Here is a 26338-nt window from a genome sequence, read left to right as displayed (position 1 = left end):
ATTAAATGAATGAGAAAATAGAACTTACCGAAAAAGAACTACATTGCATAGCAAGACATTTGCAAAATGAAGTTATGGAGATGGTGTTTAGAGGGAATAGAGAAGCCCCCACATCATGTGAAGTTTGCGATTACTTGCAAGAATGTGAGGGCGATTTTACTTGTATGTATCATTCCTTTACTAAATTAAGCAAAATAACAGGTGTAAAAGTGACTGCATTTAAGTATTGTTTTCCAGATGAAAATCCCAAAGCTACTATCTAAGAAGTTTCTTTAGAATAGGACATTCTTCATTAGAAGAAGAGTCGCAAATATGACTTCCATCACATCTAGTTGACATTAACTTAGATCCAAAAGTACCTGGAGGAGCTGAATATTCGCAAGTGAGAGAAATAGTTTCGTTTATTACAGGACATTTTTTGTTTATAACTCGATATTTGCTCATGTTATCACCGCCTTATAATTAATTTAAACATACTGTCAATATGCTCAAATTAATTATAGCATGTAAATTATCATGGTGTAGAATGGACTCTAATTTAAACTTCTAGTAAGAAACTTAATTTTAAAATTAATGAAACAATATTAAATTATGATATTTAAAAGAAAGATTAAATTAGATATAAAGAGTCAGCAATAGAAATAATAATTTCTAAAAGAAAAAAGAGGATAAAGAATAGGAAGTTTTACAGAGTAATAAATTTGAACAAAATTCAATATTGAAGAATATAAAAATTCAATATTGAAAAAAATCATTTTTCAATATTGAAAATCGGATTTTGAAAAAGTATTGAATTTCAATACTAAAAAAAGTCTAAAAATATAGTATTTGCAAGGCTTATATAAATTGATTTCCTGACACAATTAGCACAGATTTAGATATGCTAGCAAAAAAACTTAAAAATAGTGCAAGGATAAAAGGACTATATAAATTTATAAAAAGTTTTAAAAGTGTTATTAAATTATAGCTAAAGTTTATTAATTAATTTCCTCGTAGGAAAAATAACTTTTAATAGAAAGAGATACAAAAATGAAATTAGAAAATATATCAAAAGAACAAAAAATAGCTATCCTTCCTATAAATGAAGCGATAGAAAAAACTAAAGAAGATGAAAAAGATATAAACAAATACTTAAGAGAAATAAAAAACTGTAAAGAAATAAAAGTAAAAATTATAAGAAAAAACGGAAACAAAATAGATGTTACATTTGTAAATAAATATATGAAACAGTGGCTGGATGAAGAAATTGAGATTTTGATTAATGTCATGAAAAATGAGGTTGTTCAGTTAAAAAAAGAATTGCTTAAAATGCAAAAAGAAGGTGAGAAAAATGAACAGAATTAGTATCACACAAGCACTAGCAAAGTTTGATAGTTTGCTAGACAAATATGATAATTTTCCGAATTATGTATACACACTTGAGTATAGAGGTAAGTTCTACGAGTGGATAAAGTACCTTGAAAGAAAAAATGAACTAAAAAAGTTTAGGATAGTTAATGCTATAATTTTTGAGCTAAATGGAGAAGAAGCACCATTTTGGAATTAAAAAATGCATTAAGGAAGGAGAGTACATGATATTTAACATTGTAATTTTGATATTATGTTTTGATGCAGTTTTCAGTATTAGAAACAATATCAGACTAAGAAAAAGTATTAAATTAATAGAGCAAGATGTAAAAGAAATTAATAGTTTTAAAAATAGTTTATATAAAAGTGCTAATTCATCATTAAATATTGCAGTCAGAATAAATAGAGTTTTTAATGACGCAACTAAGACAGTAGAAAATACTAAAAAGATAGAGAATGAATGTCAAAAGATATATGAGCAATTAAAAAAAGATATATAAAAAAGGGGTATAGTTCATGAAGAAAATATCACATATGAACATATTAGAAAAAACAGAATTCATTAATAAAATAGCATCAGAAATAAAATCTGAATCTAAGTCAATGAGTAGATATGAATCATTATTAAAAGCAACAGAGGTCGTAAAAGAAATGGAAAAAAGAGAAGAATATATATCTTAAAGAGGAGAATTGAAAAATGGTTAATAGAGAAAAGGAATACATAGTAAAATTCAGAACGAAAGGTACTAAGGTTAGGGGTAAACAGTGTGAAATAGCATTTTCAACTATGGAAAATGCAGAACATTTTTATGAGCACCTTTTAGACTTGAAAGAGAATTATGATATTGAGATTTCAACTAGAATAGTAACTGATAATAGAATCATTAGAATAACTAGAAAAACAGTTTAGGAGAGAGGTCTTTGAAAAAGTTGAAGATAATTGGTGGTAGGGAAAATGAGTGTCCAATTTGTAATGGCAATGTATTTAAGATTGAAACATCAATTGGAATAGTTTGGCAATGTAAAGACTGTGGTTGTATGTATCAAGACTTTAAATGTAAGAAAAATTAAAGGAGGAATTTAAGATGAAAGAAAATATGAAAAGCCTTATTTAACATAGTGAAAATATAAAGAATTTGAAGGAAAGCATGGAAAGTACAATAGATGAGTTAATTAATCTAAATGTTGGAAGTAGTGGAATTGATGTATATAGAAAAATTATGCAAGAAGAAATACATAAAGAAACTATAAATGTATGTAAAGATAGTAAAGAAATAATTATTATCAAGAAAAGAGAAGAAGAAAAAATGCTAAAGGATATAGAAAAAAATGAAAGTAAAATTGAAGATTTTTTTAAGAAAATAGGCTTTGGTAATAAGTAAAATTCAAAAAAGAAAAAGGAGCATTACTTCACGCTCCCGTTTGTCAAAACTCTAAAACTGTCATCACAAAATCATTATAACATAAATGGGAGTGTGAAGTAACATTGGCCAATAAAAAAGATACTTTGTTCAGTAGTACAGAGGGCAAATTATATAGTTATAAAAAAGCAAAAGCAGAAATAGAGAAAATAGGTATCGATATAGAAATAATAAAAAATGACTATAGAGGATGCAGTAGTATTGAAATTAAAGAGAAATCAAGTAGAACATATAACACTAAAAGTGTAGTTGAGATAGAAGTTGAAGAGAAAGAAAGGAAAGTACTATTAAAAGAAAAAGAGAAAAGACATAAGGAATTATTAGTTGAAAAAATAGATAATGCAATGAAGATATTAAGTGAAGAAGAAAAGAAAATAGTCCAATATAAGTATTTTTCAAATAATAGGACATCTTGGGAATATGTCGGTAGAATGATTGGATTTTCAACAAGTAAGTGTAAACAGATGAGAATAGAGATTATAGATAAGATAAAAGGATTACTTTGAAATACATTATTTATAATTAGTAAAAATAAAATTTATAATATAGATAATTAAAAATAATATAAAAATTTATTATTGCTAGTTATGATTTTATATCAGTTGAAGGATAAGAAAAATGCTCAAGATTTATGTAAATAAGATACTTTTGTAAATCTTGAGCATTTTAATGTTTATAAATTAAATGGAAGAAGCTATTTATAGTGACTATATTGTGTAAATAGTCTTAAGATTACTAGAAGAAGTAAAGAAATACATCTTATATGTACTAGAGTATAAAAGAGATTGGAATCAAAGTCGAGTAAATTAATTAGAATTATTTTTATTCATATTTAAACTATTCAAATTGTTTTCCCAGTTTTTTATCTCCTTTTTAATTTCTTCACTTAAAGTATTACTTGAAGACATTTTCTTTAATTTATCGTTCAAGGATTTCTTTTGTTCCTCTGAAAGATCTGTTTTTATTGTAGGATCAATAATATCTATTACATCTTTTACATCAAAATCAACAAATTTGCACAATTCTTCTAAATGATCAATTAGAAAATCTAGACCTTCATATGACCATTCTTTATAATTTTTCCCGTTCTTTAATATGAATTCATTAACTTCATAACTTTGATTTGCTAATTCAAAGAATGAACCTGAAGGATCCATTATATCATTTATAGAGTTTTCATAGTTAACAATATTAATTTGTCTTATTAATTTCTCTTTTTCTGTTAAGTTACTATAATTCTTGTTAACAAAAGCAACTAATCCAAATTCAAAATTTAAAATTGAATCTTTACGCTGTTTTACTGAATCTTCTCCAAATTCTCTAAGACCTTCTAAATTTTTATCAATGGCCTTGTCTCTAATCTCTATTAATTGTTCTATACTTAAATCTTCTAAGTTTTTAGGCACTATTTCTTCATTATTTTTAGTAACTTCTTTTAATTTATCATTTGTATTTCTATTATTGAAAACAAATATAGCAGTGAATAAACTTAAAACTATTACCAATATAATTAAACTTATGTTTTTCTTATTTAGCATATTAATCCTCCTTTATGGCAATGTATATATAATTATAACGAAGAATGAATTGATTTTTAGACACTTTTATATAATCTTTAAAAATTTTATATATTAAGTAGGACTTGATTGCAATTAACAGAAATAAAACTATAACTTATAAAATAAACAATCAAAAATGGTGTAAAAACTAATACTTTTTGTTAATATTAATAGATAAAGATAAACTAAGGTGGTGATTAAACTGACAATAGAAGAATACAAAAATAAATACTCTACTGGAAATAAGATTATACTTTCCTTAAAGAGTTTTGATGATAAAGAACTATACTATCATGAAACTTATAACATATTAAATTCAATAGATGAAATAGATAGATTAACATCAAGCAAGATATTTAAAATAATAGAAGATAAAAATGATTTAGCCTTAGAGTCTTATTATTCTAGTGTAATTGAAGGTGCCTTTTCAACTAGAAAGATTGCAAAATCTATAATTAGAGGAAAGATGAAACCAAGTAATAAAAGTGAGTACATGATTTACAATAATCATAGAGCCTTAGAATATGGATTAGATAATTTAGATAAGTTATATAGTCACAAATTTATATATGACTTACATCATATATTGGGTGAAAACTGCTTGGATTCAGAAGAATATGAGTATAGAACTGAAAAAGTATATGTATGTGATTCAAAAGGTGAAATTATACATACAGGACTGGATCCTTTGGAAATATATAATTTTATGGATGAATTAATAACTTTTATGGAAAATAGTAAGGTAAATGATTTAGTAAAGAGTGCAATAATTCATTTCTATTTTGTATATGTTCATCCTTTTAGTGATGGTAATGGAAGAACATCAAGAGCCTTATCTTATCTATATTTAATTGATAAAGGATATGATACTTTCAAGGAGTTTTCAATATCATATATGATATCTAAAAACAGAACTAAGTATTATAAGGCTATACTAGATGTAGAGAATAAGGGATATAATTTAACTGTATTTATAGAGTTCATGTTAAAGTCCATAATACAGTCTATAAATGAAATGAGAGACATGCATGATAGAAAGTCTTTAGAGAGTGTATTGAAAGAAGAGTTATTTGAAAATGATATTACTCTATCAGCAACAGAAGAACATATATTAAAATATATCTGTAGTAAAGATAACTATTCTATGACATTGGAAAACTATATTAAAAAGAATAAAAGTAGATACTTAAAGGCTGGAATAAAGGAAATTGAATTAGTTGACCAGTTGATGGAAGTGCTTAATAATCTTGAAGAAATAGAACTTTTATCAAGAGAAAAGGACGTATATAAAGTTAATGAGAAGTACTTAAAAATGCTTGAAATAAGTTAAATTGATAGTATATAAAAATAGAAAATGTACATGGATATATAATAATAAACCCTCTAAGAATGAGTTTTCTTAGAGGGTTTTATTTTTTACTCTTAAAATAAAAAAGATTTTTATTTTGTCCAAAATTCATTTTATTATGCGTTGTATATATAAATAGACTTCTAAAGGAGGATTAAATTATGATACTAAATAAAAATATTATGAAATCGGACAGAGTTTGACTGTGAAGTTAAGCAAAAGAGTATTTTTAATATAACTAACAGGTTATATGCAATTGTTTGTAGAATAAATATTTAAGTAAAGGTGGTAAAATATTATGTTAAAGAAAAAAATAATAAGTTTTTTAATGGCAGGAATCTTTGTTTTATCTAGTGGATACAATTTGGTTTATGCATCTACTTTTGAAGATAATGAATACAAACAAGAACTTGTTGATGAAAACGAATTTACTATTATTGATAGTAATGAAAATGAAATGATTGTAGATAAAAAAGGTAATAACACTTATGTTTCAACAAAAGTTACGCCTGGTAGTTGGAAAAATGTTAAATATATAGGTCAAAAATCACGTAAACTAAGTTCTCCTTATACAAGAGAAAGAATTATCCAAACTATTCAATGGGGATTAGGTTATCTTTCTGGAGGGTCATCTTTTTTATTAGGTTTAGCTGAGAGTATTTATAGAGAAAAAGTATATGATATTACTAAATATGGAGGCGTATATACAAAAACATATTATAGAAGACAAATAACTGACATTAGAAACAGTCATGCTAATGTTCCTGTTCCATACAGATATGAATATGTTACATATTTTTATAGTTCATCTAACTTTAAAAAAGTTGTATATACTGAAAGAGTAGGAGATGGTATAAAACTAGCAAATAACTAGGAGGAAATATATGAATAATAAGAAAAAAGCATTCTTGATTTCTGGCGCTATAAACGTAATTTTATTAATCATTGTTTTTGCATTGTTTAGTTATAACATTATAGAAAATAGTACAAGAAATATGATAATAACTGTGATTCTAATTTTTATTTTTGAAATTATAAAAATAAAGATACTAGAGAAATATTATAATCTATAAACAAGAAATATCTTTCCTAAGAGCATATTGTAAAGTATGCTCTTAATTTAGTTATATAAATTTAAATGTAAATAATGTCTTTTTTATAGACGATTTATGTACGATTTGTGACCGATTTGTGTACGATTTATGTCTTTTAATCATGATAATATTGTATTATGAAAAAATATATTTAATAAAAAATGGCTTGGAATTTATATTCTAGGTCTTTTTTTATATAAAAATTCAATCATTAGACTAGGAGGGCGTAGTATGTTGAAAGTTTTGCAAGAGAAAAATATAAGAATGATATGGTCAAAGGATGGTAGTGAGGTTTGGTTTAATGCAAATGATGTAGGAGAAGAATTAGGCATAGTAAATATTCGTGATACTTTAAGAAATATAGATAGAGAATATAAAAAGAAATTTAATGAGTCTACTGTCGGAGATTCCGACACTAGAAATTTTAAAAAGTAAATTGCCAAACTTTGGTACCATATTCATTACAGAAGAAGCAGTATATAATATGTCATTTAGAAGTAATAAACCAGAAGCAAAACTATTTACAAAGTGGGTTTCTAAAGTACTTAAACAAATTAGAATACATGGTTATTATATTGCTACAGAAAAAGACCAAGAATGGATAAACATAAGAACAGAAGGCAAAAAAGTAAGAAAAGACTTCACAGATGAAATACAAGAGTTTGTTTATTATGCTCTTAGTCAAGGGAGTAATAAGCCTCAAATGTATTATAAACATTTCACTGAACTTGTAAGAAAAAAACTAGGAATACCAAAAGATGTAAAAAGAGATGAGTTAAATCAAAGTGAATTGTTTGATATACAAGCACTCGAAAGAGTTATTTCTATGAAGTTACCTAAGTTAATAGACAAAGATATGAACTATAAAGAGATATATAGGAAAATTAAAGAATTAATAGATATAATTTAATGCTATCTAAATAGATGGTATTTTTTTATGCAATAAAACAAGTATTTTTAAAAGAGGTGTTTGAAATTAAACGAGATATAACAGAGGAAATTTTAAGTGCTGCATATATACCATATAATCTAAAGTATTATGACAATGTAATGAGAGAAACTCCAGGTATGTATGGAAGGGAATGTTCTTTAGACTTTATAAAGAAAAAACAAGAAAAACTCCTGAAACTAAAAAAGAAGGTTAAAAGTAACTATCATTCCAAGATTGATAAGTTAGATTTGTATTTAAAAGTTTTAGAAGAAAGTATAATTGATGAATCTGATCATGTTGAATTAGTTACGTTTAAGTTATATTTGCAGTTAGAAAATGTGGTGAAAGTAACTAGAACTGTAAATGACTTAGGATTTAGAATAAAGACCAGTACTTATTCAAAAGAGAGAAGATACACTACAAATGATATAACCTCTATAATTACAGATTCTTTTGCTAATGTAGATGAAGATTTAAAAATGTTAGTTCAAGAGAGACAAAGAAAAAATTACTATGGGAATAAGGAGTGTTTTTAATGAATGGAAGCACATAAAGGACAAAAAGTTAATCCTATAAAAGATATTGAAGATGTATTTAGACTTTTAAATTTTTTAGAGGAATGGAATGAAAGAAATTACTTGTTAGCTCTATTTGGAATGTGTACTGGACTTAGAATAGGGGATATATTAGCACTTAAAGTCGCAGATGTAACAGATGTAAAATTAGATAAAAAAGGGAAGAAGATAGGAGTATCTAAGGATTGGATTAGAGTTATAGAGGAAAAAAGAGACTATGATAGAGAAGTTTTCTTATCTGATGTAATAAAGGGGGCTATAGAAAACTATACTCAAGATAAACCTGGAGAGGAGTTCTTATTTAAAAGCGGTAAGAGAAAAAAGTTTAATAGACCTATTCAAACAAGGCAAGCAGGAAGAATAATAAAAGGAGCAGCAGAAAAGGTAGGGATTAAAGAAAATGTTGCAACACACTCTTTAAGAAAGACATTTGCAAGACATATTTATGATGAGGAAGAAAATAAGACTTATGCTTTAGAACTTATAAGAAAGATATTAGGCCATAAGACTATAGAAGTAACAAGACGATATATTGGAATAGATAAAGAAGAAGAAGTAAAAGCAATAACTAAATTTACTAATAAATTAAAGAAAAGAAAAAGAGATTAGAATTGTTGTAAATTAGATCTAAATTTCATATGTTACGTTTTTCAGCAATAGGACATTACAAAAGTGTAAAGGCCTTTAATAATAGAATTTCCAAAGAATAGAATAGATTTATTAAGAAGTCTGAAAATGTATATTGAAGGTCATTTTTAGAGAGGTTAAAACAAATGTATATGTAATAGATATTTAAGTAAAGGAGTGATTTCTTGAGTGAAAAAGATGTTGATATAGTTAATACAGGATATAGAAGATTAGAAGAATTAAATCAAGAAGAATCAAAGTTAGTATCTCTCTTGATTTCAGGCTTTAACGTGACAGATGCTGCTAACTTAATTGGTATCAGTAGACAAACTGTTTATAACTGGATGAATAGAGAACATGTTAGGAAAGAAATGGACAGGCGTAAGCAAGAGCTGGCAAGCCAGGGGAACTCAATAATATTAAAAGATATAGAATCCTATGTTAATAATATTAAGGCATTGGCCAAAGATAATAGTGATAAGAGAGTAATGTTAGCAGCCAATCAATATCTTATAAATCGTATTTATGGTAATCCTACAAATACAGTTATACAAGAAGATAATGGTAATGGTATGGAAACTGGTGAAACAGAAATAGAAGCAGCCATAGCTAAGATAAGAATAAGAACAAAAAAATAATTCTTAATAAGCATTATTTTGATTAAAAAACTACCATTTTACAAATATTTATTGTAAAAATAAAGCATGGTGTAAATTTACATTGTAATATATGTATTTTGGTGTAAAAATAAAATCAAAATCTTAATTAATTTACAAAAAGCACGATAAGTCTTTGACTCTAATTTTACATTTATGCTATAATATTATTTATAGAGTAAACATAGGTGGAGGGGTCAAAGATGGTAGTAGGTTATATGAGAGTTTCAACAGCAGAACAAAATGAAGATAGACAATTAGTTACAATGAAAAAGCATAATACAGAAAAAATATATCAGGAGAAAATAAGTGCCAAAGATACTAAAAGATCACAACTAAACGCAATGTTAGATTTTGTAAGAGAAGGAGATACAATAATTGTACATGACTTTAGTAGACTTGCTAGAAGTACTAAAGACTTATTAGAAATAGTTGAGCTCTTAGAAAAGAAACATGTAAAATTAATTAGTGATAAAGAAAATTTAGATACAAGTACACCTACAGGAAAACTTATGCTTACAATGCTTGGTGCAATATATGAATTTGAGAGAACAAACATGCTAGAAAGACAAAGAGAAGGTATTGCTATAGCTAAAGAACAGGGTAAATACAAAGGACGTAAAGAAGTTAAGATAGAGAACTTTGGTAGTTATTATGATAGATATAAGACTAGAGAACTTAATAAGACTCAATTGGCTAAAGAATTGGGAGTAAGTAGACCAACATTAGATAGATTAATAAAGAGCCATGAGAGTAACTAAGAAGAGCAATATATATGTTAAGTTAATTTTAGTGGGGCAAATTCATAGAATTATGCCCTTTAATTATGTCTGAAATAATTATAAATAACTGTTTTTAAGTATAGAGGGTATCCTTCTATATTGAAAAAAGTATTTTTTATGGAAAATGAGTTCTGGAAATTTTCTAGCAAAATTTAAAAACCAGAGATACATCTTGAAGAAGGTGATTTTATTATGGAAAAAATTATACTGTTCATTTTATTAATTATATTATTAACTGAACCTAACAAGAAAATAGAAGAGATAAAAGGATGTAAATACGAGTGGATAATTTAGAAAGAAATATACAACTTATATTTAGTTATCTAGCAAAGACTTTTATAAGAAATGGAGCAACTATAAAAGACGCTGAAAAAGAAGCTAATGAGATTATAAAAGCTAATTCAAACAATCTTTGGGGAGTTAATGGTCTTGCCTATCAACTTGGGAAAATAAATTTAGAATTTTTCTGTATGTACTTTATGCAAGATACCTATCTACCAAAGGAAGATAATGCTGCTGCACCTATAGCTAAAGTTCATCATGAGTTATGGGAAGATATACAAGAATCTATAATTGGAGATGGATCACAACAATTGGGAAGAATTTATCCAAGAGGTACAGGTAAAAGTGCATTTGGAGATTTGGCAACAACTGTATGGTCACACTGTTATAAACATAAAATGTACACATTAATTTGTTCAGATATAGGTTCTACAGCAGAAAAATTTGTGAAAGATATAAAGAATGCTTTACTTGAAAATGAGTATATCAAAAAAGCATTTGGAGTACTTTTAAATGACAATGATAGAAAATACATTTGTAATAGTACTCAATTAGAATTAACTAATAAAACCTTTATTGAAGCAATATCATCTTCATCACCAATGAGAGGAAGAAAATACAATAATAATCGTCCTGATCTTATCATACTTGATGACTATCAATCAGAGGAAAATGTTAGAACAGAAGATGCTAGAGAAAAAAAGTTTAAAAGATTTTCTGATGACGTAAAATATGCTGCACAAAAACCAGTTATAAGAAATGGTAAAACTATAAAAAGAGGAACAACTTTTATAGCATTGGGAACTTTGCAACATAAAGAATGTTTCTATAGTAGGCTAAAGAATTTACCAACATGGAAGTTTAAATGTGAAAAAGGAGTTTTAGTTGATAATGTAGATGAATTATTTAACTCTGGATTATGGCTAAAATTCAAAGAACTATTATTTGATTTTAAAAATACAAATCATCTTGAAGATGCTAAAGAGTTTTACTGGGATAATGAAAAAGAAATGAAATTTCCTATATTGTGGCCAAGTTTTTGGGATTGTTTAGATATGGCTTTAAGTTATTATGAAAATCCAACCTCTTTTAAACAGGAAGTACAAAATGATGTAAATTCAATAGGTGAAAAATGGTTTAAAACAGTAAGAACTGAATCTAGGGAATGTATTGAAACACATAACTTCAAAAAGACAATGCTATTATGTGATCCAGCATCTGCTGGTGGGTCTAAACATGACTATAGTGCTTTTCTTGTTGGGAGTGAGTCAGATAATGGTTTACTATATGGGAGATTAGCAGAACTAGCTAAAATAAATGCTAGAACTGATTTTGATAAATATATAGACCATATGATTTATTTATTAAAAGTGTATCCAGATATAACACATGTTTATATAGAAAAAAATACATTTAATGGTGCAGATGCTAATCAATTAGAACTTAAAATAAAAAATGATGATATTCTTTACTACAGAGATATAGAAATCATTAATGAGCACCAAAAGAAAAATAAGGATGATAAGATATCTACTTTAATACCTGTTTTAAATAAAGGTCAAATGATTTTTGCAGAAGAAGATAAGGAATTTACACAGCAAATCCTTGATTTTACAGGACAAAAGTACTCTCTACATGATGATGCACCAGATATATCAGCAGAATTTATAAATAGGATTTTTAATATTAAAGTAAATGAAAGTATTACACTATTAGATAGAAGAAATTTAGGTCTTTGATTGTATGGAGGTGATACATTAAGTGAAAATAGATTTAAATTTATTAAGAGAGATATATGATGATTGGAGTTTAAAAAAGCAAGAATACAACACTATGTATAAGTATTATAAAGGTGAAACAGATGCTATTAGTAACTATAAAATGGTTACCAAGAGGTCTAATAATAAGATAAACACTAATTTCTTAAAAAAGTTTATTAATGAAGAAGTCGCTTATTCTCTTGCAAATAAAATTACCTATACAAGCAGATTGGGTGATGAGAAGATTATAAATGATTTAGAATACTATACTTGCCATTGGAGTAAAAAGCATGATTCAGATTTATTGAGATATACACTATTATTTGGATTTTGTTATGAACTTTACTATGTAAAAAACAATGAAATGAAAGTAAGAATAATAAAACCAACAGATGGCTATCATTATGAAAATGAAGATGGAGAGATTATCTATTTTTTTAGAGAATTTAAAAAAGATTTTAAAGATGATATTTATATAGATATATATGATAAAGAATACATATATCATTTTGATTCAAATTTCAAAGAAGTTGAAAGCCCTACAGTAAATAATATATTTGATGGCAATGTGCCAATATCAATTTGCAAAAGAAGTGAAGAACTAGGAAAAAATACAATATTTAATGATATAAAAGGGTTACAAGATGCTTATGAAACTAATTTAAGTGATATAAGTAATGAAATTAGTGATTTTAGAAATGCTTATTTAACCTTCTCTGGATGTAATATTAAAGAAGAAGATTTGCCAAGAATGAAAGAACTTGGAATACTTCAAGTTAATGGAGATGGAAAAATAGAGTGGCTTATTAAAGACATGAATGATACATTTGTTCAAAATACACTATCTTCAATAAAAGAAAATATGTATGAAATTACATCTCATATAAATCACAATGAGAAAATGCAAAGTAATACATCAAGCCTAGCAGTTATAGCAAGATTAATAAGTACTGAATGGATTTGTAGTCAAAATAATGATAGTATTGCAGATACTTTATCTAATAGACATAAACTATTATGTATTTGGCTTAATAAGAAATATGGTTTTGACTATGATTATAAAGATATTAAGGCTAAATTTACCCCTAAGATACCACGTGATGATTTAGTTGTAGCAAATATATTAAGTCAACTTGGAGATAAATTATCTACTGAAACCGGATTATCTCAACTAAGTTTTATTGATAATCCTCACGCAGAAATGGAAAAGTCTAAAAAAGAACAGGAAATAGTTTCAGAGGGAGAGATATTATTAGATGAATCAAAAGATTATAACTAAATTGACTGAAGATATATATAAATCTGCTGAAAATAGGACAAAACCATTTTATAAGTATCAAAGAGAAAACAGAGATAAACTTCTACTAGAAATAGCAAAGATATTGCTAACACATGATATTATCAATGAATATTTAAATATTAATAATAAAGATAAGAAAAATCTAAGGTCAAAACTTAATAAAATTATAAATGAGTATTCTAACAATTATGATGAAGAAGTCAAGGATATAGAAACTATTTTATCTGATTCATCTAAGAATAAATATTCAAATTTGATAATTTTATTGGGAGTAATACTGAAGATAGAAGATATGAACAATAAAGTTATAAATAAGATAGTGAATAATAAGGTTGATGGAAAACATTGGAGTGACAGGCTTTGGAATAATAAAAAAGGTATAGAAGAATCTCTTAAAAAAGAAATAAAGAATTTTTTAAATGGAAAAACTTCTGTAAATAAAATAGAGAAAATAATAAGAGATAAATATTCAACTGGAGCAAGTCAAACAAGAAGGTTAGTAGAATCTGAAGTATCTAGATGCCAAAATGAAGTGAATGAGTACTTCTTTAAAACCCAAGGTATTATAAAAGTAATGTACTGTGCTGATTTAGATTCTAGAACATGTAATGATTGTAGTATGTATAATGGTCTAACTTTTTATGTAAATGAATCAAGACCTTCATTACCACAACATTGTTATTGTAGATGTGAATATATACCTATTCTTTAACACATATTGATTTGATATGTGTATTTGTTATGTTTAAATTTATAAAAAGGAGAAAAATATGCAAAAAAGAGAAATGATAGAGCTATTACAAAATATAGAAGACGAATCAGAGATAGATTCTTTATTAGAGAATTTAGACTTGTTTAAGTCAAAAGAACTTAAAATACCTACGATAGATGAATTTAAATCCTTAATTTTAAGTGATTCAAACTTTAAGTCTTTTATGGATAAAGAAAACAGTAAATATTATAGTGAAAAGTTAGAGCGTTTCAAGAAAAATGATATGCAAACACTTATAAATGCTGAAGTTCTAAAAAGAACTTCTACAAATGAAACAGAGGAACAAAAGGCTATAAGGGAACTAAATGAAAAATTGGATAGATTAGAAAAAGAAAAAAGACACACAGAAATGATTTCTAAATATAAGGATATTCTAGTTGAAAAGAAAATACCTACAAACTTAATTGAATATCTACTATCTGATGATGATGAAAAAACAAATGCAAATATAGATATCTTTGAAAACTCAATGAAAAAATATATTCAATCTAGAGTAGATGAAAGGATTAAAGATGGTTCATATACACCACCTGGAAAAGAAGGCGATAATGAACTATCAGAGGTTAGAAAGCAGATAAAACAAGGTTTAAATAGTTTCTAAAAAAAGAGGAGGAGGATTTTATAAATGGCTAATGTATTACAATATGTAACGCTTTTTCAACAAGAATTAGATTCACAAATAGTGGTAGGTTCAACTACTGGATGGATGGAGAAAAACTCTGGTCAAGTTATATATGATGGAGGTAGAGAAGTAAAGATTCCTAAGGTATCTATGGATGGTTTAGGAGATTATGATAGATCTAAAGGATATGCTCCAGGAGCAATAACACTTGAGTATGAAACTAGAAGAATGGAAATGGATAGAAGTAGAGAGTTTATGCTTGATTCAATGGATGTAAATGAAACAAACTTTGTTGTAAATGCCTCTTCTGTAATGGGATTATTTCAAAAGCAACATGTTATACCAGAAATAGATGCATATAGATACTCAAAGATATTTTCAGAAGTTTCTAAGGTTGATGAACGTGTAAAATATTCTTATGAAGTATCTGCTGCTAGTATTTTAAGTGAATTAAAATATCAGATAGCATCAATTCAAGATTCAACTGGTGATATACCTCTTATTATTAGTATGTCTAGTATAGTGGCAAGTATCTTAGAACAGTCTACTCAACTTGATGATATTGAATTTGGTGATGGAGATATAAAAAGAATTGTAAAATCTATAGATAATGTACCTATAATAAAAGTTCCATCAAAAAGAATGAAAACAGAATATATATTCATGGATGGGAAAACATCTGGTCAGACAGCAGGAGGTTTTAAGGAAGGACCAAAAGCACTAGATATAAACTGGTTAATAACTCCATCATCTGCTCCAATTGCAATATCTAAGACAGATAAACCAAGAATATTCACTCCAGATCAAAATCAATCAGCTGATGCCTATAAAATAGATTATAGAAAGTATCATGATTTATGGCTATTAGATGAACCAATAAAACTTTGTAGAGCATGTGTAAAACAAGCAAAGGCTACTCAAGAGTAGAGGTGAAATAAATGTTTGTATTAAAAAAAGATAACGTTATTAGACTTGCTAATAATGAATATGAAAGTAATAATCTAGTATCAAAGGGATTTAAAATATATTTAGAAGAAGTGACTAAAGAGAATATTGATAAAAAAGAGGAAAAAATCGAAAAAGTTAAATCAATCTCTAATGATTTGTTTAATCTATCTAAACCAGAACTTATGGAAATTGCTAAAGGTAAAAATATAAAGGGATATTCAACTAAAACTAAAGAAGAATTAATCCAATTACTTGATGAGTACAATGCTTGATAGTATTAAGTTAATTTTAGGAATAGAAAATGATAGATATGATAAATTAATAATCCTTTATATAAATAAAATAAGTGAAATGGTTTTAGAATATTGTTCTAGACAGGAATTAAGTATAGCACTAGAAGGGTTTGTGGAAGAAAAAGTAATATCAATATTATCTTCAAGATTTGAGGAACTTAAGAAAAACAGTGGACTTGATAATCTAGAAAAAAACTTAAAAGCTATAACTAGAGGTGATACAAAAATAGAATATAATACTTTAACATTGCAAACTGCTGAAAATAGCATAAGTTCATCATCTTTTTTAACTGATGCTGATAAAAAATTTCTAAGTCCATTTTGTGTTGTTAATATGTACTAAGGGGTGATTAAGTGACAGAGGCAGATATATTAGAAATGACCTATCTTGATAAAATGACTATCATCAGAAAGTCAAAAGGTTGGAATCAAGAAACATGTTCTAATGATTTTAGTAATATTATTATAGCTGAAGATATCCCATGTGCAATTTCAAGAAAAGAAGAAGCTATTGTAAATGGTGATATTGGAGCTATAGTCATAAATAGAAAGTTATTTTGCAGACCAGAAGTGGATATAAAAACAGGCGACACTATAAATGCAACTTATAGTCATGGAGAAGAAGCTATATTTAAGGTTTCTAAGGCAAATATATATCCAAGCCATATGGGAATACCTATTACAGAAGCGGAGAGAATATAATGGGAATAGATAATTTAGGAGTTTTTGAAGCATTAGCCTTAGATTTAAAGTTAAATGCATCAAATTTCAATAGAAAAATCAAGAAGTTTACAAAAGAAACTGGGCAAGAACTAGCAGAAAATATAAGAGATGAAACACCTGTGAGAACTGAAAAGTTAAAAAATGGATGGGAAGAAAATCAGCCTGAATATGATACTTATATTGTTGAAGATAAGGTTGAATATGCCACACTCGTAAATGATGGCCATGCAACTAAAAATGGTGGAGTTGTTCCTGGTGTATTCGTGGTTGAAAAGGGAATTGAAAAAACAAAAGAAAATATGACAAGCGCAAAAGCAAATTTATTTGATTGGTAGGTGATTGGTTGCTTACAAACAGAGATATTATAATAGCAGTTAATGAAAGAATAGAAAATGAGTTTAGAGATACAGATATTTTTATTAATGAGGATAATATACAAGGCTTTGAGGAGGCTTGTTTTTTTGTGCAACTTTTACCTGTTTCTAATAATATTGCAAATAAAGTTTTAGATACTAAAAAGATATTCATAGATGTTGAATATTATCAAAAGGCTAGAAAAAATAAATTAAATTTATATGACATACAAAGTAGATTAGAAAAAATATTTAATAGAAGCATTAGAGTTAAAGATAGGAGTTTAACTATAGAGAATATATCTCCATCAATTGTAAAAGATTCTGTAGGTTATAAATTAACTTTCCTAATTACTGTATCTTATTTTGAAGAGATTTACTTTAGTAAAGAAACATATGAAACTATGGAAAGTGTAGATTTAAAGATAGGAAGTGATTAAATGGGTTTACCAGAAATTAATATATCCTTTATTCAAGCTGGAAAAACTTTTGTTAAACGTTCTGGTGGTATTGTAGCACTTATTTTAAAAGATACAAAGAATACAGGATTGATTGAAATACAGGAAATAGAAGATATTCCAAATGGCTATTCTGCTGACAATTTAAACTATATAAAGATGGCAATGAGAGGAAATATATATCCTCCAAATAAGATATTAGTCTACACATTAGATGTAGATGAATCAATAGATGATGCTCTAGACTTTCTTGAAACTTGTGAATTTAATTACCTTTGTATGCCAGAGGAGACAGAGCAAGAATTGCCTAAAATCAAAGCATGGATTAATAAGATGAGAGAAGATAATAAAATAAAGGTTAAGGCTATAACTGCAAATAATGTAGCAGATTATGAAGGTATAATAAACTTTACAACAACTGATATTGAAATTGATGGTAAGAAATATACTTCAAATGAATTTCTACCAAGGTTAGCAGGTTTTATCTCAGGAACTCCATCAACTCAGTCTATAACATATGCAAATATACCAGAAATAACTAACATACCAAAACTAACAATGGTTGAAGCAAATACAAAAATAAATAATGGAGAGTTAATTCTAATAAAAGAAAGTGGCTCTATTGTTGTTGCTAGAGGGGTCACATCCTTTACAACAACTACAGATTCAAAAGGTGATATATTTAAAAAAATTAAATTAGTAGATACATTAGACCAAATTCATAATGATCTTAAAAAGATAATTGTAAAAAACTATATAGGAAAAGTTCCAAATACTTATGATAATAAGTGCTTACTTATAGTTGCAATACAATTATATCTTCAAGAATTAGAAAAAGATGGTCTCATTGATCCAGGTTCAACAGTAGAAATAAATTTAGATTCACAAAGAGAATGGTTAAAAAAACAAAATATAGATACATTCAATATGGAAGAACAGCAATTAAAGGAGTATAACACAGATACTCTCGTTTTTTTAAAAGCAAAAATTAAATTAATAGATGCTATGGAAGATGTGTATTTAGACATCTCTATGTAGTTTGGAGGTTAAAATTTGAAAGCTAAAATAGACCCAAGTAGAATAATATCTGGTACATTTGGAGAATGTTGGCTAGATGGGAGACAATTAACATCTGTAAAAGGGTTAGAAGCAAAAGTTGAATTAGAAAAAGAAGAAATTAAAGTTTGTGGGCAGTTAATGGTTGGACAAAAACTTATTGGAGCATCTGGAAAGGGCTCTATAACCTTATTTAAAGTGAGCTCTTTATTTGGAGAATATGTTGAAAGTATGCTAAACGAAGGAAAAGCATTCAAATTTACTGTAATAAGTAAGTTACAAGATCCAGATTCTTATGGAGCTGAAAGAGTTGCACTTTATGGTTGCATGCTTGATGATTTAACTTTAGCAGACTGGGAAGCAGGAAAACCAGGAGAAATAGAAGTTCCATTTACTTTTGAAGGCTTTAAATACTTAGATAAAATTACAGAAAAATAGGAGGATTTTTATTATATGAACACAGTTGAAAAATTATTAAATATGGATGCAGGTAAATTAAAACTGCCATCTAGTATATATGAGCTATATTGCAAAAAATTAGATGATACCTTAGAGATTGAATGTAATGCTATTGATCCAGAACGTTTTGATGAGATAAGAATGAATTCATTGGACGTAGATAGTGGTAATTTAGAAAATGTTAATGTCTATGAACTTAAAGTTAACACAATACTTGAGGCATGTCCTATTTTTAGAAATATGGAAGTTGTAGAAAATATGGGCTTGGCAACCCCTAAGGATCTTATAAAAAAATTACTCTTAGCTGGAGAAATTGATAATCTATATGAGGAAGTTAATAAAGTAAATGGCATAGATGCTGAGGGAGATAAAAAAAGACAGAAGGAAAAAAATAAAGAAATAAAAAACTAATTAAAACGGATGGAGAAGTTAACTTAATGTACTTATTATTTAAGTATAAAGGTATAATGCCATCCGTTTCTTATCGTATGCTAAAAGGTGAAAAAGAAATTGTTAGTGTTTTTATAGATCAAGAGTTGGATGAAAAAAGAGAAGAAATAAAATCTAGTGCCAGGAGGTTATTTTAATCTATGAGTTCTAGTACAAAAGTTTTACAAGCAGTAATAAAAATGAGAGATGAAGCAAGTTCAACTTTAAGAAGAGTAGCAGCTAATACTAGAGCTTTGCATGATTCATCCTCTCAAGCATCAAGAGCATTAAATAATGTCCAGAACAATTTAAAAAGTGTTGGTACAAGTGCATTAAAAGCAGGAGGACTTATAACTGCTGGAGTTGGTGGAGCATTTGCTGCTGCAACAAAAGTTGGGACAGAATTTGAAAGTGCTATGTCTCAAGTTAGGGCTACATTTGGAAATTCCTTAAAGCCAGGAGACTTTGAAGCTATGTCTAAGGCTGCTAGAGATGCTGGAAAAGCTACAACTAAGACTGCTGCTGACTCTGCTAATGCACTTCAATATATGGGACTTGCTGGATGGGATGTTCAAAAATCAATGCATGCCTTAATGCCAGTGCTTAACTTATCAGAAGCAGCATCTATGGACCTTGGTTTAGCATCTGATTTAGTAACTGACAGTATGAGTTCTATGTGTTTAGAAGTTGATAAGGTCAGTAAAAGTGGAAAAGTACTAGCTGGTGCTGGATTAAGTGAGTACTTAGATAAGGTTGCAAATGCATCTACTAAATCAAATACAAATATTCAACAGCTAATGGAAGCATTTAATGTTGCAGGTGGTACATTTAGTAATTTAAAAGTTCCCTTATCTGAGGCAACTGCTATCATGGGAATACTTGCAAATAGAGGAGTTAAGGGTACAGATGCAGGCCATGCTTTAAACTCAATCATGATAAATCTTACAACAGGTGCAGGGCAAGCAGGTAAAGCAATGAAAAAACTAGGTGTAAGTGCATTTGATAACCAGGGTAGATTTAAAGGTATGTCAAATGTACTTAAAGAAGTTGCAAATAAAACAAAAGATATGACTGATAAACAGAAGAATTATTACTTGGCAGCTATAGGTGGAAAAACTCAATTAAAAACGTTACAAAAGTTACTTGATGGAGTTGGAAATGAGTATGATAGTTTAAAGAAAAAGATAGATAACTCAAAAGGTGCATTAAAAACAATGTCTGATGTAATGAAGGACAATACTAAGGGTGGACTTGCAACCTTAAAATCAGCCCTTGAAGAAACAGGAATCACTATTTACTATCAACTAAAGCCAGCAATAGCATCTGTAGTTGATAATTTAACTAAAATGACGGTTTGGTTCAATAACTTAAGTGAACCAATAAAAAGAGTTATAACCAATGTAATGCTTTCAGTTGGAGCATTTGGTGTACTTTTATTAACTATAGGAGCAGTATCTTTAATTGTCTCAAAGGCTATAGGAGTATTTAGTTTCTTCGTTCCAATAATACTAAAAGCAAAAGTTGCTTTCAGAGCTTTTGTAATTGGGATGAAACCATTAAGTGCAGTATTTTTGGCTGTAATGGGTCCTATAGGATGGACTATAACAGCTATAATTGCATTGTCAGTAGCATTTACTGTTGCTTATGCTAAGTCTGAAGTCTTTAGAAATAAAGTTAATTCATTAGTAAAATCATTTGTAGAATTCGCAAAACCTATAGTAAGTTTTTGTATGCCTGCACTTAAACAATTAGGTGAAAAATTTAAAGAATTATTATCTTCACTTGGACCATTATTTGCATCTATATTAAATTTAGGTAGTGTGATAATGAAGGTGTTAGGGCCTATCTTAATTGGTGTAATAGGGTTTCATATAGCAAAATTAGTTTTAATTTTATCTACTTTGGCAATGGCATTTAGAGCTGTTGTAGATACTATAACTAATGTATTAAATGGTCTAGCATCTATTTTAAGTGGTATTTTTGATTTAATTATAGGTATTGTCACAGGTGATAGTAAAAAATGATGGATGGAGTTAAGCAAATATTTGATGGTGGAGCTAAAATTATAAAATCAATTTGGAAAGGTTTCATAGATTTTATAACTGCTCCAATAGAAGCAGTGGCTGATATTGTAGATAGTTTATTTAAGGATAAAGCGAAATGGCTTACAGATAAATGGAGAGATTTAAGAACCTTCTTAGAAAATCCAATTGAAGCAACCGCAAAAATATCTACTAAAACAAATGTGAATATACCTGGAAGTAAAGCAGCAGATGCAGCTGGAAAATCTACACCAAATACAGGTGGATTAAAACAAACAATGGCAAATTTAAAAGGTTCATTTAGTGATTTTAAAACTTTTATTAAACCTATGACAGATTCTATAAGTCAAGGAGTTGAATCTGGAAAAACTAAATTTACAGAACTGCAAAATAAAATATTAAATGATGTTAAACCTGCACTAAAAGTATTAGAAGATTCTGGAGTAAATCTAAAGAATAAATTTAAAGAATCATTAACTTCAATAAAAGACAAATTTAATGAATTAAAAGATATACTAGTTGGAAATATCAAGACAAATATAGATAATCTAGTAAAAGCATTTGAACCTTTAAAGCCACACTTAGATAATTTAAAAGAATGTTTTGATAAAGTTAAAAAAGCCATTACTGATTTTTTTACTCCAGCTAAACAAGTTGGAGATACAGTAGACCAGGTAAGCCAACCAATGGATAATATGAAAAAGTCCACTGATGGTATAAAGTTAGCATTTCAAAACTTAGGTCAAGCACTTGCACCTGTTAAAGCTTGGTTTCAAGGATTTATGCCTTTCCTATCACAAATAGGGCAACAATTATTACCAGCTATAGGAATAGCAATAGCTGGTGTTGTTGGTGGAATAATTTTAGCGTTTATATGGTTTTTAAATACATTAACAGCAATAATAACAACTGTTTCTGGAATTATAAACGGAATTATATCTTTTATATCTGGAATTATAAATGTTGTAATGGGACTTATAACAGGAAATGCTGACCAGACAATGGATGGCCTTAAACAAATATTTGATGGCGGAGTAGGTATAGTTAAATCTATATGGAATGGTTTGGTTGATTTAGTTAGCGGAATACTAGAACCTGTAATAGATCTTGCTGATTCATTTTTTAAAGATAAAGTTAAAGGAGTAAAAGAGACTTGGAATAAACTTAAAGAATTTTTTAAACATCCAATTAAAGGAACAATAGAAATATTTAAAAAAGGTCCTAACTTACAAATAGGGAAAGGTGCAGATGCTGCTGGAACTAATACAAGAGGAGCATTTGGTATAAATAGAATTCCTAGAAATGATTATCTAATTAGAGCACATGAAGGAGAAAAACTTTTAACTAAACAAGAGGCCAATCAATATAAGAGAAATAGCTCAAATGGAAGTTTATTTCTTGATAAGTTAGCAGATACAATAATTATAAGGGAAGAAGCAGACATAGATAAAATTGTAAAAAAACTAAACAGAAAAATATCTCTTGCAAATGCTGGAGGCATATTGTAAATTATCGTGCTATAATTGTAGTATATAATTTACAGGGGGTTATTTTATGAATAAAAAAATACCAGTATTAGCAATATCAGTTGTACTATCTTTAAGTTTAGTTGGATGCAGCACAAATGATTCAAAAAATGGAGATAGTAAACCTAAACAAAATACTGAAGAAATTAAAAATCATAAAATAGGCGAAGTTGTTGATTTAGATGGAGCAAAGGTATCTGTTAAAAATGTTAGAAAGCTAGAATCAGATAGTAATGTATATGCAGTTGAAATTGAAATCACCAATACAGGAGAAACAGATCTTGAAAGTGATTTCCTTCAAAACTACATACTAAAAACAGATGATAATACAGTTGGAAATGCAATAAATAATCAAGAATTAAATGGAGAATTACTATTTGACACAATACATCCAGGAGATACTTTAAAAGGCGAAATAGCATTTGAACTTACAAAAGATACAAAGCCAAAAACAATTGAAATTGCTTATGAAAATGTGGGGAAATATACAGTATTTGATTTATAATAAATCAACATTTAAAAGGTGCTTATTTTTTAAGTACCTTTTATTTTTTTAGGAGGATATAATGGAAATTTGGTTAAGGCAAGCAAATAACTCTTTTAGATTCCCTATTTTACCAACTTCTTTTGAGATAAATGGAAATACAACAATAAATACATCTAACATATTAAACATTGGAGATATTGCAGTATTTGGAGGGCTAGGACTTAAGAGTATAGAAATAGCATCATTTTTTCCAAGTCAAGAATATAGTTTCTGTAATTATAATGGATTCCCAAAACCTTATGATTGCGTAAATTTAATACAAGGTTGGATGAAAGAGGGATTTATATTAAGATTTATAATTACAGAAACTAATGTAAACTTTGAATGTATCATATCAGATTTTAATTACAAAGAGCAAGATTGTTCAAGAGATGTTTATTTTACCTTAAGTTTAAAAGAATATAGAAGAATAAAAATATCTAAGGTCAATGCTAAGGATGGCGATTTATCTTCTAGTATTGACCTACCCATTACAAAAGGATTTGAGACTAAGCAAAAAACTCACAAGGTCGTTGAAGGTGATACTCTTTTTAAGATAGCTAAGAAGTATTATGGAAATGGTGACCTTTGGCAGAAAATTTACGAAGCCAACAAGGATAAAATTAAAAGCCCAAATATAATACAAAATGGATGGATTTTAATAATTCCATAAAAGGATGGTGATTTATAATTAATAAAATCAAAATACAAGTTCATATAAAAAACGGAAATATATATAATATAACTGATTTAGTAGACAAATGTACCTGGTCTGGAGATTATAGATCACCATCAAGAACACTTGAATTTTCTATAATTCAATCATCATCTGATATTAACTTTAGGCAAATAGATATTCCAGTGGCAAGTACAATTTGTTTCTATGTAGATGATAAAGAGATTTTTAGAGGCATGATAATAGACAGATCTCTTGATTCAAGTAATAACAGTATTGATTTTACTGCAAAAGATATGGGTTTTTTACTTTTACAAAGTGAAGTTTCATATAATTTTAAAGATAAATTAGTTGAAGATATTGCTAAACAAGTTTTTGTAGATAATAAACTCCCACTAGGTAATTTGCCTAAGACTGAGGTTAAATACACTAAGATGTTTATTGGCGTAAATGGATATGACACCATAATGAGTGTTTATACAGAAGCAAGCAAAACAACAAAGAAAAAATATATGATAGAAGCCAATCTTGATAAATTTAATGTCATTGAAAAAGGAATTGTTACTCTAGATATTACCTTTGAAGAAGATTTTAATCTTATTAATACAACTTTTTCAGAAAGTATGGAGAATGTGAAAAATAAAGTACTGGTTGTTGATCAGTATGGCAATAAGGTTAACGAAAAAATAAATGACTCTATATTCAAAAATGTTGGAGTAATTATGCAAAAGGTAATACAACAACAAGAAAATGACACTGTAGATATAGATAATGAGTTTAAAGACATAGAAAGAACTTGCTCTTTAAAAGGATATGGTGATATAAGCTGTATAACTGGTAGAGGTGTAAAAGTAAAAGATTCATATACAAAATTAATAGGACTTTTTTATATAGATACAGATAAACATATTTGGCAAAATGGAGATTATCAGATTGAACTTGAACTTAACTTTCAAAATATTATGGATGAAAAATCTGCTGGTCAAGATGAACAAAAAGAAGATGGCAGTTCAGAGTATACTGGAGGAACAGAGTTTCCTGCTGAATTTACTGCCTATTGTCCTAGAAAATCTGAGGGTGGAGATACAGATTGTAGAAAGAAAAAATTAGACCCTTCTAAAAAGACATGTGCAGCCCCTATGGTTGGCGCCTTTAAACAATCTTACTATACAAAAGATTTCTTAGATAAACATCCATTATTAAAATATGGTGATGAAATACAATTAGTTACAGGAGTTTCAAATCGAGATGGAACTTACAAAGTAAATGATGTCGGCTCTGCAATAATCATAGAAAAAGATGGAACATATCATATAGATATTTTATTTGGAAATGTGGAAGATATGATGGCTTTTGGAAGAAGAAAAGGAAAAATAGTCATAGGTGGTTATGCTGGAAACATGACAGCAAGAGCAAAAGCGGTAATAGCAGAGGCAAAAAAACATCTAGGCAAACCATACAAATGGGGTGGTAATGGACCAAGTAACTTTGACTGTTCTGGACTTATGGTATATTGCTTTAAAAAGGTTAATGTTAATTTACCAAGAACATCTAGTCAACAATCTAAAGTCGGTAAAAAAGTAGAACAAAGTAATTTGCAAGCAGGAGATTTAGTATTTTTCCATAATCCAGTTAGTCATGTTGGTTTATATATAGGTAATGGAGAATTTCTACATGCCCCACAAACAGGTGATGTAGTTAAAATAAGCAAAACAAGCAGTAGTTATTACACTAAAAACTTTTCTACGGCTCGAAGAGTTTTATAAAAAGAGG

39 protein-coding genes are annotated in these 26338 nt (G+C 27.9%); 37 read left to right on the top strand and 2 right to left on the bottom strand.

Going from position 1 to position 26338, the window contains the following annotated elements:
• The first annotated feature begins 5 nt into the window (after positions 1 to 5).
• Positions 6 to 263, top strand: a complete 258-nt coding sequence (locus IC219_RS18565; protein ID WP_227483686.1) for a hypothetical protein — start codon at positions 6 to 8, stop codon at positions 261 to 263.
• Here IC219_RS18565 and IC219_RS18560 read toward each other — a convergent pair.
• The gene (locus tag IC219_RS18560; protein ID WP_227831814.1) at positions 256 to 444 is read right to left on the bottom strand and encodes a hypothetical protein; all 189 of its coding nucleotides are present in this window, start codon (positions 442 to 444) and stop codon (positions 256 to 258) included. The two genes, IC219_RS18565 and IC219_RS18560, sit on opposite strands and share 8 nt — an antisense overlap.
• 585 nt (positions 445 to 1029) lie before the next feature.
• Here IC219_RS18560 and IC219_RS18555 point away from each other — a divergent pair.
• The 8 genes from IC219_RS18555 (at position 1030) to IC219_RS18520 (ending at position 3274) form a co-directional block, all read left to right on the top strand.
• Entirely contained in the window at positions 1030 to 1344 is a 315-nt protein-coding gene (locus IC219_RS18555; protein WP_227437208.1) for a hypothetical protein, read from the top strand.
• Positions 1331 to 1546, top strand: coding sequence for a hypothetical protein (locus tag IC219_RS18550; protein WP_227437210.1), 216 nt, complete (start codon positions 1331 to 1333; stop codon positions 1544 to 1546). Before IC219_RS18555 ends, IC219_RS18550 begins: the two co-directional genes overlap by 14 nt.
• A gap of 25 nt (positions 1547 to 1571) precedes the next feature.
• Positions 1572 to 1847 carry a hypothetical protein gene (locus IC219_RS18545; protein ID WP_227437212.1) on the top strand — a complete coding sequence of 92 codons (276 nt, stop codon included), beginning with the start codon at positions 1572 to 1574 and terminating at the stop codon, positions 1845 to 1847.
• A gap of 16 nt (positions 1848 to 1863) precedes the next feature.
• Positions 1864 to 2028: a hypothetical protein gene (locus IC219_RS18540; RefSeq protein WP_223195723.1), complete on the top strand. Its 165-nt coding sequence runs from the start codon at positions 1864 to 1866 to the stop codon at positions 2026 to 2028.
• A gap of 16 nt (positions 2029 to 2044) precedes the next feature.
• On the top strand, positions 2045 to 2257 hold the full coding sequence (locus tag IC219_RS18535; protein ID WP_227437214.1) for a hypothetical protein: 213 nt from the start codon (positions 2045 to 2047) through the stop codon (positions 2255 to 2257).
• An 11-nt stretch (positions 2258 to 2268) separates the two neighbouring features.
• Entirely contained in the window at positions 2269 to 2418 is a 150-nt protein-coding gene (locus IC219_RS18530; protein ID WP_227437215.1) for a hypothetical protein, read from the top strand.
• Positions 2419 to 2495: 77 nt separating this feature from the next.
• Positions 2496 to 2729, top strand: coding sequence for a hypothetical protein (locus tag IC219_RS18525; protein WP_227437217.1), 234 nt, complete (start codon positions 2496 to 2498; stop codon positions 2727 to 2729).
• Positions 2730 to 2833: 104 nt separating this feature from the next.
• Positions 2834 to 3274, top strand: a complete 441-nt coding sequence (locus IC219_RS18520; RefSeq protein WP_227831813.1) for an RNA polymerase subunit sigma — start codon at positions 2834 to 2836, stop codon at positions 3272 to 3274.
• A 300-nt stretch (positions 3275 to 3574) separates the two neighbouring features.
• Here IC219_RS18520 and IC219_RS18515 read toward each other — a convergent pair whose 3' ends face one another.
• A complete protein-coding gene (locus tag IC219_RS18515; RefSeq protein ID WP_227437222.1) occupies positions 3575 to 4306 on the bottom strand; it encodes a hypothetical protein in 732 nt (243 codons plus the stop codon).
• 211 nt (positions 4307 to 4517) lie between these two features.
• Between IC219_RS18515 and IC219_RS18510 the strand changes: the two genes are divergently transcribed.
• The 28 genes from IC219_RS18510 (at position 4518) to IC219_RS18380 (ending at position 26331) form a co-directional block, all read left to right on the top strand.
• Complete coding sequence (locus IC219_RS18510; protein ID WP_227483677.1) at positions 4518 to 5657, top strand: Fic family protein; 1140 nt, start codon at positions 4518 to 4520, stop codon at positions 5655 to 5657.
• A 316-nt stretch (positions 5658 to 5973) separates the two neighbouring features.
• Positions 5974 to 6549, top strand: coding sequence for a hypothetical protein (locus IC219_RS18505; protein ID WP_227437225.1), 576 nt, complete (start codon positions 5974 to 5976; stop codon positions 6547 to 6549).
• 10 nt (positions 6550 to 6559) lie between these two features.
• Positions 6560 to 6748: a hypothetical protein gene (locus IC219_RS18500; protein WP_227437227.1), complete on the top strand. Its 189-nt coding sequence runs from the start codon at positions 6560 to 6562 to the stop codon at positions 6746 to 6748.
• Positions 6749 to 7000: 252 nt separating this feature from the next.
• Positions 7001 to 7204 (top strand): BRO family protein, encoded by a 204-nt coding sequence (locus IC219_RS21845; RefSeq protein WP_255613048.1) that lies wholly within the window; start codon positions 7001 to 7003, stop codon positions 7202 to 7204.
• Entirely contained in the window at positions 7158 to 7679 is a 522-nt protein-coding gene (locus tag IC219_RS18495; protein WP_255613049.1) for a BRO family protein, read from the top strand. The genes IC219_RS21845 and IC219_RS18495 overlap by 47 nt, the downstream gene beginning before the upstream one ends.
• Before the next feature lie 14 nt (positions 7680 to 7693).
• Positions 7694 to 8236, top strand: a complete 543-nt coding sequence (locus IC219_RS18490) for a hypothetical protein (RefSeq protein WP_227437229.1) — start codon at positions 7694 to 7696, stop codon at positions 8234 to 8236.
• A gap of 3 nt (positions 8237 to 8239) precedes the next feature.
• Positions 8240 to 8884 carry a tyrosine-type recombinase/integrase gene (locus IC219_RS18485; protein ID WP_227831812.1) on the top strand — a complete coding sequence of 215 codons (645 nt, stop codon included), beginning with the start codon at positions 8240 to 8242 and terminating at the stop codon, positions 8882 to 8884.
• Positions 8885 to 9087: 203 nt separating this feature from the next.
• Positions 9088 to 9540, top strand: a complete 453-nt coding sequence (locus IC219_RS18480; protein WP_227437234.1) for a helix-turn-helix domain-containing protein — start codon at positions 9088 to 9090, stop codon at positions 9538 to 9540.
• A gap of 221 nt (positions 9541 to 9761) precedes the next feature.
• On the top strand, positions 9762 to 10319 hold the full coding sequence (locus tag IC219_RS18475; protein ID WP_227483675.1) for a recombinase family protein: 558 nt from the start codon (positions 9762 to 9764) through the stop codon (positions 10317 to 10319).
• Positions 10320 to 10621: 302 nt separating this feature from the next.
• On the top strand, positions 10622 to 12361 hold the full coding sequence (locus IC219_RS18470) for a hypothetical protein (RefSeq protein ID WP_227831811.1): 1740 nt from the start codon (positions 10622 to 10624) through the stop codon (positions 12359 to 12361).
• A gap of 22 nt (positions 12362 to 12383) precedes the next feature.
• Positions 12384 to 13661, top strand: coding sequence for a phage portal protein (locus IC219_RS18465; RefSeq protein WP_227831810.1), 1278 nt, complete (start codon positions 12384 to 12386; stop codon positions 13659 to 13661).
• Positions 13639 to 14394, top strand: coding sequence for a minor capsid protein (locus IC219_RS18460; protein WP_227437242.1), 756 nt, complete (start codon positions 13639 to 13641; stop codon positions 14392 to 14394). Before IC219_RS18465 ends, IC219_RS18460 begins: the two co-directional genes overlap by 23 nt.
• 58 nt (positions 14395 to 14452) lie before the next feature.
• Positions 14453 to 15055 (top strand): DUF4355 domain-containing protein, encoded by a 603-nt coding sequence (locus tag IC219_RS18455; RefSeq protein ID WP_227831809.1) that lies wholly within the window; start codon positions 14453 to 14455, stop codon positions 15053 to 15055.
• Positions 15056 to 15079: 24 nt separating this feature from the next.
• Positions 15080 to 16003, top strand: a complete 924-nt coding sequence (locus IC219_RS18450) for a hypothetical protein (protein WP_227831808.1) — start codon at positions 15080 to 15082, stop codon at positions 16001 to 16003.
• Between the two features lie 11 nt (positions 16004 to 16014).
• Entirely contained in the window at positions 16015 to 16296 is a 282-nt protein-coding gene (locus tag IC219_RS18445; RefSeq protein WP_169470313.1) for a Rho termination factor N-terminal domain-containing protein, read from the top strand.
• On the top strand, positions 16289 to 16660 hold the full coding sequence (locus tag IC219_RS18440; protein ID WP_227437250.1) for a phage head-tail connector protein: 372 nt from the start codon (positions 16289 to 16291) through the stop codon (positions 16658 to 16660). Before IC219_RS18445 ends, IC219_RS18440 begins: the two co-directional genes overlap by 8 nt.
• Before the next feature lie 11 nt (positions 16661 to 16671).
• Positions 16672 to 17019: a hypothetical protein gene (locus IC219_RS18435; protein WP_227831807.1), complete on the top strand. Its 348-nt coding sequence runs from the start codon at positions 16672 to 16674 to the stop codon at positions 17017 to 17019.
• Positions 17019 to 17375: an HK97 gp10 family phage protein gene (locus IC219_RS18430; protein WP_227831806.1), complete on the top strand. Its 357-nt coding sequence runs from the start codon at positions 17019 to 17021 to the stop codon at positions 17373 to 17375. Before IC219_RS18435 ends, IC219_RS18430 begins: the two co-directional genes overlap by 1 nt.
• Positions 17376 to 17383: 8 nt before the next feature.
• A complete protein-coding gene (locus tag IC219_RS18425; RefSeq protein ID WP_021382820.1) occupies positions 17384 to 17833 on the top strand; it encodes a DUF6838 family protein in 450 nt (149 codons plus the stop codon).
• Positions 17834 to 18889, top strand: coding sequence for a phage tail sheath subtilisin-like domain-containing protein (locus IC219_RS18420; RefSeq protein ID WP_227831805.1), 1056 nt, complete (start codon positions 17834 to 17836; stop codon positions 18887 to 18889).
• 15 nt (positions 18890 to 18904) lie between these two features.
• Entirely contained in the window at positions 18905 to 19345 is a 441-nt protein-coding gene (locus IC219_RS18415) for a phage tail tube protein (protein ID WP_021382790.1), read from the top strand.
• Positions 19346 to 19360: 15 nt separating this feature from the next.
• On the top strand, positions 19361 to 19777 hold the full coding sequence (locus tag IC219_RS18410) for a phage tail assembly chaperone (protein ID WP_021382789.1): 417 nt from the start codon (positions 19361 to 19363) through the stop codon (positions 19775 to 19777).
• 26 nt (positions 19778 to 19803) lie between these two features.
• Positions 19804 to 19953: a hypothetical protein gene (locus tag IC219_RS18405; RefSeq protein ID WP_227831804.1), complete on the top strand. Its 150-nt coding sequence runs from the start codon at positions 19804 to 19806 to the stop codon at positions 19951 to 19953.
• A gap of 3 nt (positions 19954 to 19956) precedes the next feature.
• Positions 19957 to 21819 (top strand): phage tail tape measure protein, encoded by a 1863-nt coding sequence (locus tag IC219_RS18400; protein ID WP_227831803.1) that lies wholly within the window; start codon positions 19957 to 19959, stop codon positions 21817 to 21819.
• Complete coding sequence (locus IC219_RS18395; protein ID WP_227831802.1) at positions 21816 to 23345, top strand: hypothetical protein; 1530 nt, start codon at positions 21816 to 21818, stop codon at positions 23343 to 23345. Before IC219_RS18400 ends, IC219_RS18395 begins: the two co-directional genes overlap by 4 nt.
• 46 nt (positions 23346 to 23391) lie before the next feature.
• Positions 23392 to 23868, top strand: coding sequence for a DUF4352 domain-containing protein (locus tag IC219_RS18390; protein ID WP_227831801.1), 477 nt, complete (start codon positions 23392 to 23394; stop codon positions 23866 to 23868).
• 61 nt (positions 23869 to 23929) lie between these two features.
• Positions 23930 to 24562, top strand: a complete 633-nt coding sequence (locus IC219_RS18385) for a LysM peptidoglycan-binding domain-containing protein (RefSeq protein ID WP_227831800.1) — start codon at positions 23930 to 23932, stop codon at positions 24560 to 24562.
• A 239-nt stretch (positions 24563 to 24801) separates the two neighbouring features.
• A complete protein-coding gene (locus IC219_RS18380) occupies positions 24802 to 26331 on the top strand; it encodes an NlpC/P60 family protein (protein WP_255616584.1) in 1530 nt (509 codons plus the stop codon).
• Positions 26332 to 26338 lie beyond the last annotated feature (7 nt).

The organism is Clostridioides sp. ES-W-0018-02, assembly GCF_020658175.1.
In the GTDB taxonomy this organism is placed as follows: Bacteria; Bacillota; Clostridia; order Peptostreptococcales; family Peptostreptococcaceae; genus Clostridioides.
Note: the sequence above shows the minus strand (reverse complement) of the source record. Positions and strands in the feature narration are given on the sequence as shown.

What these genes read in the sequence shown, in the direction of transcription:
- IC219_RS18550 (WP_227437210.1), top strand. Translation starts at nt 1,331, where the DNA reads ATGAACAGAATTAGTATCACACAAGCACTAGCAAAGTTTGATAGTTTG.
- IC219_RS18410 (WP_021382789.1), top strand. Translation starts at nt 19,361, where the DNA reads ATGAACACAGTTGAAAAATTATTAAATATGGATGCAGGTAAATTAAAA.
- IC219_RS18565 (WP_227483686.1), top strand. Translation starts at nt 6, where the DNA reads ATGAATGAGAAAATAGAACTTACCGAAAAAGAACTACATTGCATAGCA.
- IC219_RS18440 (WP_227437250.1), top strand. Translation starts at nt 16,289, where the DNA reads ATGCTTGATAGTATTAAGTTAATTTTAGGAATAGAAAATGATAGATAT.
- IC219_RS18455 (WP_227831809.1), top strand. Translation starts at nt 14,453, where the DNA reads ATGCAAAAAAGAGAAATGATAGAGCTATTACAAAATATAGAAGACGAA.
- IC219_RS18405 (WP_227831804.1), top strand. Translation starts at nt 19,804, where the DNA reads ATGTACTTATTATTTAAGTATAAAGGTATAATGCCATCCGTTTCTTAT.
- IC219_RS18395 (WP_227831802.1), top strand. Translation starts at nt 21,816, where the DNA reads ATGATGGATGGAGTTAAGCAAATATTTGATGGTGGAGCTAAAATTATA.
- IC219_RS18555 (WP_227437208.1), top strand. Translation starts at nt 1,030, where the DNA reads ATGAAATTAGAAAATATATCAAAAGAACAAAAAATAGCTATCCTTCCT.
- IC219_RS18420 (WP_227831805.1), top strand. Translation starts at nt 17,834, where the DNA reads ATGGGTTTACCAGAAATTAATATATCCTTTATTCAAGCTGGAAAAACT.
- IC219_RS18485 (WP_227831812.1), top strand. Translation starts at nt 8,240, where the DNA reads ATGGAAGCACATAAAGGACAAAAAGTTAATCCTATAAAAGATATTGAA.
- IC219_RS18490 (WP_227437229.1), top strand. Translation starts at nt 7,694, where the DNA reads ATGGTATTTTTTTATGCAATAAAACAAGTATTTTTAAAAGAGGTGTTT.
- IC219_RS18505 (WP_227437225.1), top strand. Translation starts at nt 5,974, where the DNA reads ATGTTAAAGAAAAAAATAATAAGTTTTTTAATGGCAGGAATCTTTGTT.
- IC219_RS18540 (WP_223195723.1), top strand. Translation starts at nt 1,864, where the DNA reads ATGAAGAAAATATCACATATGAACATATTAGAAAAAACAGAATTCATT.
- IC219_RS18430 (WP_227831806.1), top strand. Translation starts at nt 17,019, where the DNA reads ATGGGAATAGATAATTTAGGAGTTTTTGAAGCATTAGCCTTAGATTTA.
- IC219_RS21845 (WP_255613048.1), top strand. Translation starts at nt 7,001, where the DNA reads ATGTTGAAAGTTTTGCAAGAGAAAAATATAAGAATGATATGGTCAAAG.
- IC219_RS18385 (WP_227831800.1), top strand. Translation starts at nt 23,930, where the DNA reads ATGGAAATTTGGTTAAGGCAAGCAAATAACTCTTTTAGATTCCCTATT.
- IC219_RS18400 (WP_227831803.1), top strand. Translation starts at nt 19,957, where the DNA reads ATGAGTTCTAGTACAAAAGTTTTACAAGCAGTAATAAAAATGAGAGAT.
- IC219_RS18450 (WP_227831808.1), top strand. Translation starts at nt 15,080, where the DNA reads ATGGCTAATGTATTACAATATGTAACGCTTTTTCAACAAGAATTAGAT.
- IC219_RS18525 (WP_227437217.1), top strand. Translation starts at nt 2,496, where the DNA reads ATGGAAAGTACAATAGATGAGTTAATTAATCTAAATGTTGGAAGTAGT.
- IC219_RS18390 (WP_227831801.1), top strand. Translation starts at nt 23,392, where the DNA reads ATGAATAAAAAAATACCAGTATTAGCAATATCAGTTGTACTATCTTTA.
- IC219_RS18380 (WP_255616584.1), top strand. Translation starts at nt 24,802, where the DNA reads ATGATAATAGACAGATCTCTTGATTCAAGTAATAACAGTATTGATTTT.
- IC219_RS18560 (WP_227831814.1), bottom strand. Translation starts at nt 444, where the DNA reads ATGAGCAAATATCGAGTTATAAACAAAAAATGTCCTGTAATAAACGAA.
- IC219_RS18445 (WP_169470313.1), top strand. Translation starts at nt 16,015, where the DNA reads ATGTTTGTATTAAAAAAAGATAACGTTATTAGACTTGCTAATAATGAA.
- IC219_RS18475 (WP_227483675.1), top strand. Translation starts at nt 9,762, where the DNA reads ATGGTAGTAGGTTATATGAGAGTTTCAACAGCAGAACAAAATGAAGAT.
- IC219_RS18545 (WP_227437212.1), top strand. Translation starts at nt 1,572, where the DNA reads ATGATATTTAACATTGTAATTTTGATATTATGTTTTGATGCAGTTTTC.
- IC219_RS18500 (WP_227437227.1), top strand. Translation starts at nt 6,560, where the DNA reads ATGAATAATAAGAAAAAAGCATTCTTGATTTCTGGCGCTATAAACGTA.
- IC219_RS18460 (WP_227437242.1), top strand. Translation starts at nt 13,639, where the DNA reads ATGAATCAAAAGATTATAACTAAATTGACTGAAGATATATATAAATCT.
- IC219_RS18495 (WP_255613049.1), top strand. Translation starts at nt 7,158, where the DNA reads ATGAGTCTACTGTCGGAGATTCCGACACTAGAAATTTTAAAAAGTAAA.
- IC219_RS18535 (WP_227437214.1), top strand. Translation starts at nt 2,045, where the DNA reads ATGGTTAATAGAGAAAAGGAATACATAGTAAAATTCAGAACGAAAGGT.
- IC219_RS18515 (WP_227437222.1), bottom strand. Translation starts at nt 4,306, where the DNA reads ATGCTAAATAAGAAAAACATAAGTTTAATTATATTGGTAATAGTTTTA.